Below are 12,660 nucleotides of genomic sequence, written 5' to 3'. Positions count from 1 at the left end.
CGGGCGGGCGGTCCCTTGGCTGGCGGACCGGCCGGGAGGTGCCCCGAGCAGGACACGGACGCACGGTTGCCGGAGGCGGGTTGCGCCGCGGAAATGACGGGATGACCCACTGCACCTCCCCTGCAAAAGATATCCCCACCATGAAATCCGCCCTGCCCGGCCCGCTCGGCGCCTTGACCGTCCTGGTCCTTCTGCTGGCCGGGCTGACCGCCTGGCGCCGGGCGGAGCCGGAAGACCTGACCGGCTGGCGCGACGAGCGGCTGGCCGCTTTCCAAGGCTGGCAGGCCGCCGGCCCGGCGCGCGAGATCTGGGACCATCCCGACGCCCCGGCGCTGGTGACGGTGCCGGCCGGCAGTTCCCTTCAGGGTGCGCCGGAGACGGAGGCGGAACGCTTTCCGGATGAGCCGCCGCAACGGACGGTGTCGATCCGGCAGCCGTTCGCGCTCGGCAAATACCCGGTCACCCGCGGCGAGTATGCCCGCTTCGTCGAGGACAGCGGATACCGGTCACGGACCATCTGCCGCGGTTATGCCGGGGAAACCGAACTGCTGCCGCGCTGGCATTTCTCCTGGCGCCGGCCGGGTTTCGACCAGACGAACAGCGACCCGGCCGTCTGTATCAGCTGGTACGACGCCAAGGCCTATGCGGAGTGGCTCAGCCGCCGGACCGGCAACGCCTATCGCCTGCCGACGGGGGAGGAGTGGGAGTATGCGGCCCGTGCCGGCACCCGGACCGCCCGCTGGTGGGGCGACGACCCCGCGGCGGGATGCGACGCCGCGAACGGCGCCGACCTGAGCGCCAAGGACCGCTTCACCGATTGGGAGGTGGCGAACTGCCGCGACGGCGCCCTGTTCACCGCCCCCGTCGGCAGCTATCGGCCCAACGGCTTCGGCCTCTACGACATGCTGGGCAATGTCTGGCAATGGGTGGAGGATTGCGCGGCGGACGGATCGGCAGGGTCCGGCGAGGCCGGTGAGACTTGCCCGCGCCGGCTGATGCGCGGCGGGTCGTGGCACAGTCACCCACGCTATGTGCGCTCCGCCGTGCGGCGGGCGGATAGAGCGGAGAGCGGGTATGCCGCCTACGGCTTCCGCGTCGCCCGCGACCCGTAAGCCGCGGACGGCGCCACCTGCCGCTTGTGCCGGATCCTTTCCCGGTTGCCGCTCACTGCATGGCGGCGTCGAGCTTGGCTTTCCACAGCCCGCTGGTCAGCGCCTTGGTCATCCAGGCATCGACGGCCTGCTTCAGCTCCGGGTCCTTGCGCAGCAGGTAGGCGTTCTCGAAATGGGTGAAGGGAGCCGCGACCGGGACGGCACAGAGCACGCCGGCGTTCAGCTTCGCCTGCATGTCGGCTTCGATGCCGTCAGTGACCATGACGTCGGCCTTGCCGGCGGCGATCTGTCCGAAGATGGTCTTGTTGTCGGGCCAGACCTCGATCGGCGCCTTGGTGAAAGTGGCGCGGGCAAACTTCTCGTTGGTGCCGCCGGGATTGACGACGACGCGGGTGGTCGGCTGGTCGATCTTCTCGACGGACGTGAATTTCTCCTTGTCGGCGCAGCGGGCGATCGGGCGCTTGCCGTCGCTGACGTTGGGAACAGAGAAGTCGCCCACCGCGGCACGATCGGGATTGACGGTGATGCCGCCCAGCGCGATGTCGAACCTCTCCGCCTTGAAGTCCTCCATCAGCGTTTTCCAGCTGGTCTGCACGAACTCCACCCGGACGCCCAGCGCGGCTCCCAGCTCCTTCGCCATCTCGATGTCGGCGCCCACCAGCGCGCCGTCGGCCCCCTTGTAGCTGAAGGGCTTGTAGTCGCCGGTGGTGCCAACCCGGATCACCCCGGCCTGCCGGATCGTCTGCAGCACACCGTCGGCCGCAAAGGCCGCCGGAACCATGGTGATGGTCGCGGCAATCATCGCGGCGGCCGTCAAAAGAGCCTTCATTCTGATCCCCTGTCGTTGGTCGTCTTCTGTCATTCTTCGCTGCGGCCGTCTCTCCGGCCGCCTCCCGCCACGGGAGTGCGCCAGTATGACGCCGGGTTCGGCAAATGCATGGTCGGAAAATGCCGATCTGCCATGGGTTCGCGGCAGATCATTGCGCGATCCCGGCCTTCCCCGAGCAATTCCTCCCGAGGCCTGTCGATGCGATGATCAGGCGCGCAGAACGGCCAGCCGCTCCAGTCCCTGGATCGCATGGTCGAGAAAGGCGCGCACCCGGCCGGGCATCAGCCGTGCCGTCGGCACCACGACATGGACCGGCAGCGGAGCCGGCTCGGCATGCGGCATCAGGCGCACGAGGGTTCCGGCGGCGATGTCGTCCGCCGCCTGATAGGACAGCGACCGGGCGATGCCATGCCCGTCGCGCGCGGCGAGCAGGGCCGGCTCGATATGGCTGACCGCCAGCCGCGGCGTGACCCGCACCACCCGCTCCCGCCCATCGACCAGAAAGCGCCAGTCCGGCGGACCGGGCCGGGCCATGGACAGGATGATGTCGTGACCGGCCAGATCCTCCGGCATCGAGGGCGTGCCGCGCCGCGCCAGATAGCCGGGGCTGGCGACCAGATAGCGCGCGACCTGCCCCACACGCCGGGCGACGAGGCCGGAGTCGGGCAAGGGGCCGATGCGGATCGCGACATCCAGCTCCTCCTCGATCAGGTCGAGGTTGCCGTCGGACAGCACCAGTTCGACACGGATGTCGGGGAAGGCGCGCATGAAGTCGAGCACCAGCGGCGTCACATGCTTGCGCCCGAACATCACCGGAGCGGTGATGCGCAGCCGCCCGCGCAGCGGCCGGTCGGTGCCGGTGGCCGCCAGCGCCTCGTCATAGTCGGCCAGCAGCCGGCGCGCCTGCTCGGCCAGCCGCCGCCCGGCGTCGGTGGGTGCAAGGTTGCGGGTGGTCCGTTCGATCAGCCGCAGCCCCAGCCGCTCCTCCAGACCGGACAGCGCGCGGGTGACGGCAGGGGCCGAGCGCCGCAGCCGCTTGGCCGCGCCGGCGAGGCTGCCGGCCTCCAGGATCGCGACGAAGATCGCCAGTTCGTCCAGCCGGTCCACGATTCTTCCGGTTGCTGAAAGAGTACCTTTCGATCAAAGCGCATTCCTGCCGAAGCGCGCAAGTGGTTGGCTGTGGGCATCCGCGAAACAGTCGATGAAGGGACCTGTCCGATGAGCACCACCGCCGAACCCGCCATCACGCTCTACGGCACGCCGCTGTCAGGGCACAGCCACCGGGTGGAAGCCTTCCTGAACATTCTCGGCCTGCCTTACCGCTTCGTCGAGGCCGGCGCGGAACTGCGGCGGTCGGAAAGCTTCCTCGCCCTCAACCCCTTCGGGCAGATACCTGTACTGGTCGACGGCGATCTCGTCCTGCCGGACTCCGTCGCCATCCTTGTCTATCTCGCCGACCGCTACGACGCCTCCGGCCTGTGGAACCCGAAGGCGCCGGAGGAGGCGGCGCGGGTGCAGCGCTGGCTGTCGGTCGCCGCGGGCGACCTGCGCTTCGGGCCGGCGCTGGCGCGCATCCTGACGCTGTGGGGCGGGGCCGCTTCGCTGACCGACGCGCAGGCGGTCGCCGGACGCGTCCTGCGCTTCATGGACAGCCATCTGGCAAGCCGTGACTGGCTGGCGGCGGAGCGGCCGACCATCGCCGACATCGCCTGCTACGCCTATGTCGCCCGCGCCCCGGAAGGCCGCATCCCGCTCGATCCCTATCCGGCGGTTCGCCGCTGGCTGGAGCGGGTGGAGGCGATCCCGGCGCTGACCCCAATGGCCCAAAGCGCCATTCCGCAACCCGCCTGAACGCCCTTCACCCCAAACACAGGAGCACGGCCATGGAGCAGGACCGCATCCCCGATCCCTTCCATCCCGGCGAGCGGGCGGCGCAGGCGCGGGCCGGGTTCCGCGTGCCGTCGGCGCCGATCCGCGACCGGCTGATCTCGCAGCACCGGGAATTCTACCCGCTGCTGCCCTGGCTGCTGGTCGCCACACGGGACGAGGCCGGCGATCCGGCGGCCGGAGTGCTGACCGGCGCTCCCGGCTTCGTCGCCGCCTCCGATTCCAGAACACTGTGGGTGCGGCCGGACCATGGCGCGTGGCAGCCCTGGCCGGCCGGGCCGGCGGTCGGGGATCCGGTGGCGGCGCTGGGCATCGACCTCGGCACCCGCCGCCGCAACCGCGTGAATGGCCGGGTGGTGGCGCGCGACGGGACGGCCTTTGCGATAGGGGTGGAGGAGAGCTTCGGCAACTGTCCGCAGTACATTCATGTCCGCAGGGTGGAAACGGCACCGGCAGCCTCCCCTGGTGCCATGGAAATGCTGACCGGTCTGGACGAGGAGGCGCGGCGCCTGATCGGAAAGGCCGACACCGCCTTCGTCGCATCGGCTTCGTCGCCGGCTGGCGATGCCCGGCTGGACGTGTCGCACCGGGGCGGACCGGCAGGCTTCATCCGGGTCGACGGCGACCGGCTGATCGTGCCGGACTATGCCGGCAACCGCTATTTCAACACGCTGGGCAACATGCTGCTGAACCCGCGCGCCGGGCTGCTGCTGGTCGATGTCGCCAGGGGCGATGTGCTGCACCTGACCGGGGCGGTCGGCATCGACTGGGAGCCCGACCCCGAACTTCCCAACGCCCAGCGAAGCTGGAGCCTGCATGTCGAGCGCGGGTGGCGGCGGAAGGCGGCGATTCCGCTGCGCTGGAGCGAATTGGAGCGTACCGGGACACCGTGACGCAAGCGTACCAGGACACCGTGACGCAAGCGTCACGGGATCATCGCCAAGCGACCTGAACTGTGCTTCGATGACAGTTCCATGACACTTGATGGATGGGTGTGTCGATGCGCAAATCCGCCTGTTCCGGGCGCTGGTCGCTGCTGTCCGGTGCGATTGTCCTCTCGCTTCTGGCCGGCCCTGCCCTGGCTGCCGATCCTGTGCCGCAAAGCGATCTGCTGAACGCCGAGTTGTGGATGCAGCGCTCGGTCGAATACAAGGCGAACGCGCTGGCGGTCTATGCGCTGGGCAGGATCCAGTTGGACAAGGCGCTGGCGGACAAGGCCTGGACCGCGGCGACCGAGCAGACCGGCAATTTCCAGGAGCTGCCGCCGGCCGTGGTGCTGGATTTGGACGAGACGGCGATGGACAACTCCGCCTACCAGGCCGGTCTTGTCACCTCCGGCACCGATTTCTCGCCCAAGACCTGGGATGCCTGGGTGAGGGCGGAAAAGGCGACGGCGGTGCCGGGCGCGGTGGAGTTCACCCAGTATGCCGAGTCGAAGGGCGTCAAGGTCTTCTACGTTACCAACCGCAGCGCCGACCAGGAGGAGCCGACCCGCCGCAACGCGCAGGCGCTGGGCTTCCCGATGGGCGGCAACGTCGATACCTTCCTGATGTCCAAGGAAAAGCCGGACTGGAGTTCGGCAAAGAGCACGCGGCGCGCGGCGATCGCCAAGGATTACCGGATCGTTCTGCTGTTCGGCGATAACTTCGGCGACTTCTCCGACGCCTACAACGGCAGCGAGGCGGAGCGGCTGAAAGCCTATGAAGCGGCGAAGGAGCATTTCGGGCGCGACTGGCTGATGCTGGCCAATCCCGGCTACGGCTCGTTCGAGAGCGCGCCCTATGGGCACAATTTCAAACTCTCGGCCGACGAGAAGCGGGCCAAGAAGATAGGCGCGTTGGAACCCTGGGTAGCGCCAGCCAAGTAAGGGGCCGGATACGGGCCAAAAAACGGGCCAAAAAACGGGAGGTGCGCCGTTCTCAGAAGAACAGGCGCACCGCCTGCACGATCACCACCCAAGGCGCACCGATCATCACGGTCCACACCGCCAGCCGCGGCAGACCGTGCATCTTGCGGACCTTCGGTTCGGCGGAGGGCGTGGCTTCGAACGAGACGGCGTTGTAGATCGACATGGCCTGCTGCTCCATGAGCAAGATGACGGTGAGGACATCTTGCGGTTTCGATCCTTAACGACCATTAAAGAGCGCCGCCTGCGAAGCCGATGTTTGCGAATTACCTCAACAGGATAAGAACACCTCGAAAGATCGCGGCGCCGTGGGGCGGAATGACCACCACGACACCGCGGATTGGGCCTTACGGCTTCGCCACGTGCCAGACATTGTTCACGCCGTCACCCGTGGTATCGCCGGGCTTCATGTCCTTGGCCCAGGTGTAGAGCGGCTTGCCGTCGTAGGCCCATTGCCGGGCTCCGTCGTCGCGGGTGACGACGCTGTATTTGCCCATCGGCTTGGCGGAAGCGGTAGCCATCAGCGGCGGCCAGTTCGTCGCGCAAGGCCCGTTGCAGGCCGATTTGCCTGCCGTGTCCTTATCGAAGATGTAGAGCGTCATGCCCTTCGCATCGGTCAGGACAGGACCCATTGCGGTCTTACCCGTCATGGCCGGTTCCTTGTCCTGAGCGAATGCCGGAGTGCCGAACAGGACGGCGCCCAGGCCGACGGCGGCGACGGTGACACGGAATGCGGACATCATTGCGTGGTTGCTCCCCAAATACCGGTCCGCCGGATGGCGGACCCGATGGATGAAAGACGCAATGGAAACGCGGTTATTCCGTAGACGACCCGTCGAAAATCGCCGCCATCGGCATCACACCGTCAGGTACTTGCGCACCTCCTGCTCGTCCAGGTCGCTGCGGGGACCGGACAGCATCACCTCGCCACGCTCCATCACTACCCAGTCGTCGGCGAGGTCGCGGGCGAAATCGAAATACTGCTCGACCAGCAGGATCGCCATGGTGCCCTTGTCGCGCAGGTAAGAGATGGCGCGGCCGATGTCCTTGATGATGGAGGGCTGGATGCCTTCGGTCGGCTCGTCCAGCACCAGCAGGCGCGGGCGCGTCACCAGGGCACGGCCGATGGCGAGCTGCTGTTGCTGCCCGCCCGACAGGTCGCCGCCGCGGCGCTCCAGCATGGATTTCAGCACCGGGAACAGCTCGAACACCTCGTCGGGGATCGAGCGTTGCGAGCGCGGCAGCGGGGCGTAGCCGGTCAGAAGATTTTCCCGTACCGTCAACAGCGGGAAGATCTCGCGCCCCTGCGGGACATAGGCGATGCCGCGGCGTGCACGGTCGGCCGGCGCCATCTTCGTCACGTCGGCACCGTCCCAGCCGATGGAGCCGCCCGACACCGGCTTCAGCCCGACGATGGCGCGCAGAAGGCTGGATTTGCCGACGCCGTTGCGGCCGACCAGACAGGTGACCTTGCCGATTTCGGCCTTCATGGAAACGCTGCGCAGGGCCTGGGCGGCGCCGTAATGCAGATCGAGGGAACGAACGTCGAGCATCATGGGGTCTCCCGTCAGCGGCCGAGATAGGTGTCGATGACCTGTTGATTGGCGCTGACCGCGTCCAGCGAGCCTTCGGCCAGGACGGAGCCCTCGGCCAGCACCGTCACCTTGACGCCCAGCGCGCGGACGAAGCTCATGTCATGCTCCACCACGATCACCGAATGCTTGCCGGCAATGCTGCAGAGCAGTTCGGCGGTCTGTTCGGTTTCGGCATCGGTCATGCCGGCCACCGGTTCGTCCACCAGCAGAAGCTTGGGGTCCTGGGCCAACAGCATGCCGATCTCCAGCCACTGCTTCTGACCATGGGACAGGCTGCCGGCTTGGCGGCCGCGCAAAGCGGACAGGCGGGTGACGTCGAGGATTTCCTCGATGCGGGCGCGGTCGTCGCGGCTGATGGCGTAGGTCAGCGTCTTCAGCGGCCGGCGCGGCGCCTTCAACGCGAGATCCAGATTGTCCCACACCGTGTGAGGTTCGAACACGGTGGGGCGCTGGAATTTGCGGCCGATGCCGAGATTGGCGATGGCCGCCTCGCGCAGGCGGGTCAGGTCGGTCTGGCCCTCGAACAGGATGGTGCCGGTGTCGGGGCGGGTCTTGCCGGTTATGACGTCCATCATGGTGGTCTTGCCGGCGCCGTTGGGGCCGATGATCGCCCGCATTTCGCCCGGCATCATCACCAGCGACAGGCTGTTCAGCGCCTTGAAACCGTCGAAGCTGACCGACACGCCATCGAGATAGAGAAGGGTGGATTCCGTGCTCATGGGTCAGGCTCCCTTCTGGCCAGCGGTCTGGTTAGCGGTTTGGGCGTTGGGAAGGGCGGCGGTCTTGTTGCGGCGGGGCAGCTTTGCGGTCAGCTGCCCCCACAGCCCGAGCAGGCCCTTGGGAAGGAACAGCGTGACCGCCACGAACAGGCCGCCGAGAGCGAACAGCCACAGCTCCGGCAAGGCGCCGGTGAAGTAGCTCTTGCCCATGTTGACCAGCACCGCGCCGAGGATGCCGCCGGCCAGCGTGCCGCGCCCGCCGACCGCGACCCAGATCACCGCCTCGATCGAGCTGGCCGGGGCGAATTCCGACGGGTTGATGATGCCGACCTGCGGGACGTAGAGGGCGCCAGCGACGCCGGCCATGCAGGCCGACAGGGTCCAGGCGAACAGCTTGTAGCTTTCGGTGTCGTAGCCCATGAAGCGCACGCGGCTTTCCGCATCGCGCAACGCCACCAGCACCTTGCCCAGCTTGGACGCGATGACGCCGGACGCGATCATGTAGGAGAGCGCCAGCGCCGCCACCGTCGCCACGAACAGGGCGACGCGGGTGGTGTCGGCCTGGATGTCGTAGCCGAGGATGTCCTTGAAGTCGGTCAGGCCGTTGTTGCCGCCGAAGCCCATGTCGTTGCGGAAGAAGGCCAGCAGCAGGGCGAAGGTCAGCGCCTGGGTGATGATCGACAGGTAGACGCCGGTGACGCGGCTGCGGAAGGCGAACCAACCGAAGGCGAAGGCCAGCGCGCCCGGCACCGCCAGCACCATCAGCGCCGCGAACCAGAACTGGTCGAAGCCCCACCAGTACCAGGGCAGCTCCGTCCAGTTCAGGAACACCATGAAGTCGGGCAGCTCCGGGTTGCCGTAGACGCCGCGCGGGCCGATCTGCCGCATCAAGTACATGCCCATGGCATAGCCGCCGAGCGTGAAGAAGGCGGCATGGCCGAGCGACAGGATGCCGCAATAGCCCCACACCAGATCGAGCGCCAGCGCCAGCAACGCGAAGCACAGGTATTTGCCCAGCAGCGAGACGGTGAAGACCGACAGGTGGAAGGGCGAGTCCGCCGGCACCCACAGCGTCATCACCGGAACCGCCACCGCCAGGAATGCGAGGATCGTCAGAACGATTCCGGCCTTGCGGTCCAGCCCCATCAGGAAAAAGCGCAGCAGCATCGGATCAGGCCTCCACCGCGCGGCCCTTCAGCGCGAACAGGCCGCGCGGACGCCGTTGGATGAACAGGATGATGAAGATCAGCACCAGGATCTTGCCCAGCACGGCGCCGGCATAGGGCTCCAGGAACTTGTTGATGGAGCCCAGCGTCAGCGCGCCGACCAGCGTGCCCCACAAGTTGCCCACACCGCCGAAGACCACGACCATGAAGCTGTCGATGATGTAGCCTTGCCCCAGGTTCGGGCTGACATTGTCGATCTGGCTCAGCGCAACCCCGGCCAGGCCGGCGATGCCGGAGCCGAGGCCGAAGGTCAGCGCATCCACCCGCGCGGTGCGGATGCCCATGGCGTTGGCCATCGGCCGGTTCTGCGTCACCGCCCGGATCGACAGGCCGAACCAGGTCCGCTTCAGCGCCACCAGCAGGGCGGCGAAGACGGCGAAGGCGAAGATGACGATCCACAGCCGGCCGTAGGTGATGGTCAGGCCACCCAGTTCGAAGGCGCCGGACATCCAGCTCGGCGCGCCGACCTCGCGGTTGGTCGGGCCGAAGATGGAGCGGACGGCTTGCTGGAGCACAAGCGACAGGCCCCAGGTGGCGAGCAGCGTTTCCAGCGGACGGCCATAGAGCCAGCGGATCACGCTGCGCTCGATGACGATGCCGACACCGCCGGAGACGAGGAAGGCGGCGGGCAGCGCCACCAGGATCGACAGGTCGAACAAGCCGGGGGCGTAGGCGCGGAAGAGTTCCTGCACCAGGAATGTGGTGTAGGCGCCGATCATCACCATCTCGCCATGGGCCATGTTGATGACGCCCATCACGCCGAAGGTGACGGCAAGCCCGATGGCGGCCAGCAGCAGCACCGAACCCAGCGACAGCCCATACCAGAGATTTTGCAACGCAGCCCAGAAGGCCAGCTTCTGTTCCAGGGTGGAGACGGCGGCGGCAGCCGACCGCTTGGTGATGTCCGACGCGCCGGATCCGGCAACCATGTTCAGCAGGACCAGCGCGTCGCGGTCGCCACGGGCGGTCAGCGTGTCGGTCGCCGCCTGGATTTCGGCATCGGTCATCATCGACGCGGCCTCGCTGGTCAGCAGGATGGCGGCGCGCGCCTGCTCCATGGCGGCGCGGACGCTCTTGTCCTGTTCCTTGGCGATGGCGGCGTTCAGCGTTTCCAGCGCCTGGGCGTCGCGGCTCTTGAACACCGCATCGGCGGCGGAGCGGCGGACGCCGGCATCTGGGCTCATCAGGGTGAGGGCACCCAGTGAGGCGTTGATGGCGCGACGGAGCGCGTTGTTGATGCGGATCTTCTCGACCGCGGCGGCCGGCGCATCGCCGAGCGCGGCGCGGGTGAGCGGGTCGGTCAGGGTATAGGCGTCGCCGGCCCTGCGGGCGATCACCACGGTGCCGTCGGCCTTGCGAACGAAGAGGTCGCCGGCCTGCAGCGCCTCGATCACCGGCACGGCGGCCGGATCGCCGGCCTCCGACAGTTGCGCCAGGGCCTTTTCGGTTCCGGAATAGCCGCCGCTGCCCAGGGCCTGGACGAGGGGACGGAGGTCGGCGGCATAGGCGGCGGTCGATGTGGCGACCACCACACAGAGCGCCATCAGCCAGCGGAGAGCGCGTCGCATCGCGGGTCCTTCGGTGCGGGGGGCATACAGACGTGCGACGCTTGCCCCCACCCTAACCCTACCCCGCTCTCGGCGGACCTACGGTCCGCCTGCCGCGTCAGCACAAAGCGGAGCTTTGTGCGAGAGCTGGGCGGGGGAGGGGATCTCTCCCTCCCCCGCTTCGCAGGGGAGGGCCGGGGTGGGGGCAAGCGTCGCGACCACTCAGATCAGAGGACGGACACCAGCCCTCACGACCCCTTGCCGCCGCACTTGCCGGTCTTCACGTTGAAGTTGCCGCAGGACATCGGCTTGCGCCAATCGGCGATCAGGTCCTTGCTGTCCGGCAGATAGTCCGACCACTCGTCGCCGGGGACGAGGCCCGAGGTTTTGGAGACGACGTCGAACTGGCCGTTCTCCTGCACTTCGCCGATCAGGACCGGCTTGGTGATGTGGTGGTTCGGCAGCATGGCCGAATAGCCGCCGGTCAGGTTGGGCACGGCCACGCCGATCATGGCGTCGATGACCTTGTCCGGCTCGGTCGTGCCGGCCGCCTCGACCGCCTTAACCCACATGTTGAAGCCGATGTAATGGGCTTCCATCGGGTCGTTGGTGACGCGCTTGTCGTTCTTGGTGTAGGCCTTCCAGGCCTTGATGAAGTCGCTGTTCGACGGCGTTTCGACCGACTGGAAGTAGTTCCAGGCGGCCAGATGGCCCAGCAGCGGCTTGGTGTCGATGCCGGCCAGCTCTTCCTCGCCGACCGAGAAGGCGACGACCGGGATGTCCTCGGCCTTCACGCCCTGGTTGCCCAGTTCCTTGTAGAAGGGAACGTTGGCGTCGCCGTTGATGGTGGAGACGACGGCGGTCTTCTTGCCGCCCGAGCCGAACTTCTTGATGTCCGCCACGATCGACTGCCAGTCGGAATGACCGAACGGCGTGTAGTTGATCATGATGTCCTCGGGCTTGACGCCCTTGCTCTTCAGGTAGGCTTCGAGGATCTTGTTGGTCGTGCGCGGATAGACGTAGTCGGTGCCGGCCAGCACCCAGCGCTGGACCTTTTCCTTCTGCATCAGGTAATCGACGGCCGGGATCGCCTGCTGGTTCGGGGCGGCGCCGGTGTAGAAGACGTTGCGGGAGGACTCCTCGCCCTCATACTGGACCGGGTAGAAGAGGATGTTGTTCAGCTCCTCGAACACCGGCAGCACCGACTTGCGGCTGACCGAGGTCCAGCAGCCGAACACGGCCGACACCTTGTCCTTGCTGATCAGCTCGCGTGCCTTCTCGGCGAACAGCGGCCAGTTGGAGGCCGGATCGACCACCACCGGCTCAAGCTTCTTGCCCAGCAGGCCGCCCTTCTTGTTCTGCTCGTCGATCAGCATCAGCATGACGTCCTTCAACGTCGTCTCGCTGATCGCCATCGTGCCGGACAGGGAATGCAGGATGCCCACCTTGATCGTGTCCTGCGCCATCGCCGGCGCGGACATCGCAGCCATCGCGCCCATGGCCAGACCGGCCAGCGCGCTGATCCCGAAGCTCGACGTCAGTTGCTTGGTCCGCATGAAGTTGCCCCCTTCCTTTGGCGCCCCGGTTGCTCCGGGGCTTCGCCACATCGTCGGAAGGAAGGCTACCGCGCATGCGAAGGACCGTATCTACGTCAAATGACACATACGGACGTGCCCCGGCATTTCAGGCGGTACCACCGGCGGCGGTTCGGAATAAAACCGATGCGGCGGCGTCCACCTGTTTGATGAGCGCGTGTAACGACGATGGCTTCCCGCGAGTGACGCGGCGATGCACGGGAGCAACAGTGTGAACAGCAGAGCTGACGACACCAAATGTCGC

13 protein-coding genes are annotated in these 12,660 nt (G+C 67.1%); 4 read left to right on the top strand and 9 right to left on the bottom strand.

Features of this window, described 5'->3' with window-relative positions:
- Nucleotides 1-140 precede the first annotated feature (140 nt).
- The gene (locus AZOLI_RS14280) at nt 141-1,112 is read left to right on the top strand and encodes a formylglycine-generating enzyme family protein (RefSeq protein ID WP_014187875.1); all 972 of its coding nucleotides are present in this window, start codon (nt 141-143) and stop codon (nt 1,110-1,112) included.
- Nucleotides 1,113-1,164: 52 nt separating this feature from the next.
- On the opposite strand, the gene AZOLI_RS14275 is transcribed toward AZOLI_RS14280, so the two are convergent.
- The gene (locus AZOLI_RS14275; protein WP_014187874.1) at nt 1,165-1,941 is read right to left on the bottom strand and encodes a transporter substrate-binding domain-containing protein; all 777 of its coding nucleotides are present in this window, start codon (nt 1,939-1,941) and stop codon (nt 1,165-1,167) included.
- A 207-nt stretch (nt 1,942-2,148) separates the two neighbouring features.
- A complete protein-coding gene (locus AZOLI_RS14270; protein WP_014187873.1) occupies nt 2,149-3,048 on the bottom strand; it encodes a LysR family transcriptional regulator in 900 nt (299 codons plus the stop codon).
- Between the two features lie 111 nt (nt 3,049-3,159).
- On the opposite strand from AZOLI_RS14270, the gene AZOLI_RS14265 reads away from it, so the two are divergent.
- The 3 genes from AZOLI_RS14265 to AZOLI_RS14255 all read left to right on the top strand — a co-directional run bounded on the left by AZOLI_RS14265 (nt 3,160) and on the right by AZOLI_RS14255 (nt 5,695).
- A complete protein-coding gene (locus AZOLI_RS14265) occupies nt 3,160-3,792 on the top strand; it encodes a glutathione S-transferase family protein (RefSeq protein WP_014187872.1) in 633 nt (210 codons plus the stop codon).
- Nucleotides 3,793-3,824: 32 nt separating this feature from the next.
- Entirely contained in the window at nt 3,825-4,721 is an 897-nt protein-coding gene (locus tag AZOLI_RS14260; RefSeq protein ID WP_014187871.1) for a pyridoxamine 5'-phosphate oxidase family protein, read from the top strand.
- Nucleotides 4,722-4,828: 107 nt separating this feature from the next.
- Complete coding sequence (locus AZOLI_RS14255) at nt 4,829-5,695, top strand: 5'-nucleotidase, lipoprotein e(P4) family (RefSeq protein WP_014187870.1); 867 nt, start codon at nt 4,829-4,831, stop codon at nt 5,693-5,695.
- Nucleotides 5,696-5,747: 52 nt separating this feature from the next.
- Here AZOLI_RS14255 and AZOLI_RS32885 read toward each other — a convergent pair whose 3' ends face one another.
- From AZOLI_RS32885 to urtA, 7 genes are all read right to left on the bottom strand, one after another.
- The gene (locus AZOLI_RS32885; RefSeq protein WP_014187869.1) at nt 5,748-5,900 is read right to left on the bottom strand and encodes a hypothetical protein; all 153 of its coding nucleotides are present in this window, start codon (nt 5,898-5,900) and stop codon (nt 5,748-5,750) included.
- A gap of 181 nt (nt 5,901-6,081) precedes the next feature.
- Nucleotides 6,082-6,474 carry a hypothetical protein gene (locus AZOLI_RS14250; RefSeq protein ID WP_044551706.1) on the bottom strand — a complete coding sequence of 131 codons (393 nt, stop codon included), beginning with the start codon at nt 6,472-6,474 and terminating at the stop codon, nt 6,082-6,084.
- A gap of 117 nt (nt 6,475-6,591) precedes the next feature.
- Nucleotides 6,592-7,287 (bottom strand): urea ABC transporter ATP-binding subunit UrtE, encoded by a 696-nt coding sequence (gene urtE / locus AZOLI_RS14245; protein WP_044551703.1) that lies wholly within the window; start codon nt 7,285-7,287, stop codon nt 6,592-6,594.
- Nucleotides 7,288-7,301: 14 nt separating this feature from the next.
- On the bottom strand, nt 7,302-8,048 hold the full coding sequence (urtD, locus tag AZOLI_RS14240) for an urea ABC transporter ATP-binding protein UrtD (protein ID WP_014187866.1): 747 nt from the start codon (nt 8,046-8,048) through the stop codon (nt 7,302-7,304).
- Between the two features lie 3 nt (nt 8,049-8,051).
- Nucleotides 8,052-9,215, bottom strand: a complete 1,164-nt coding sequence (urtC, locus tag AZOLI_RS14235) for an urea ABC transporter permease subunit UrtC (protein ID WP_014187865.1) — start codon at nt 9,213-9,215, stop codon at nt 8,052-8,054.
- A 4-nt stretch (nt 9,216-9,219) separates the two neighbouring features.
- On the bottom strand, nt 9,220-10,842 hold the full coding sequence (gene urtB, locus AZOLI_RS14230; RefSeq protein ID WP_014187864.1) for an urea ABC transporter permease subunit UrtB: 1,623 nt from the start codon (nt 10,840-10,842) through the stop codon (nt 9,220-9,222).
- Between the two features lie 227 nt (nt 10,843-11,069).
- Nucleotides 11,070-12,320 (bottom strand): urea ABC transporter substrate-binding protein, encoded by a 1,251-nt coding sequence (gene urtA, locus AZOLI_RS14225; RefSeq protein WP_044551701.1) that lies wholly within the window; start codon nt 12,318-12,320, stop codon nt 11,070-11,072.
- Between the last annotated feature and the right edge of the window lie 340 nt (nt 12,321-12,660).

The organism is Azospirillum lipoferum 4B (genome assembly GCF_000283655.1).
Taxonomy (GTDB): domain Bacteria; phylum Pseudomonadota; class Alphaproteobacteria; order Azospirillales; family Azospirillaceae; genus Azospirillum; species Azospirillum lipoferum_C.
The sequence above is the reverse complement of the archived record's forward strand: the minus strand, read 5'-3'. Positions and strand labels throughout refer to the sequence as shown.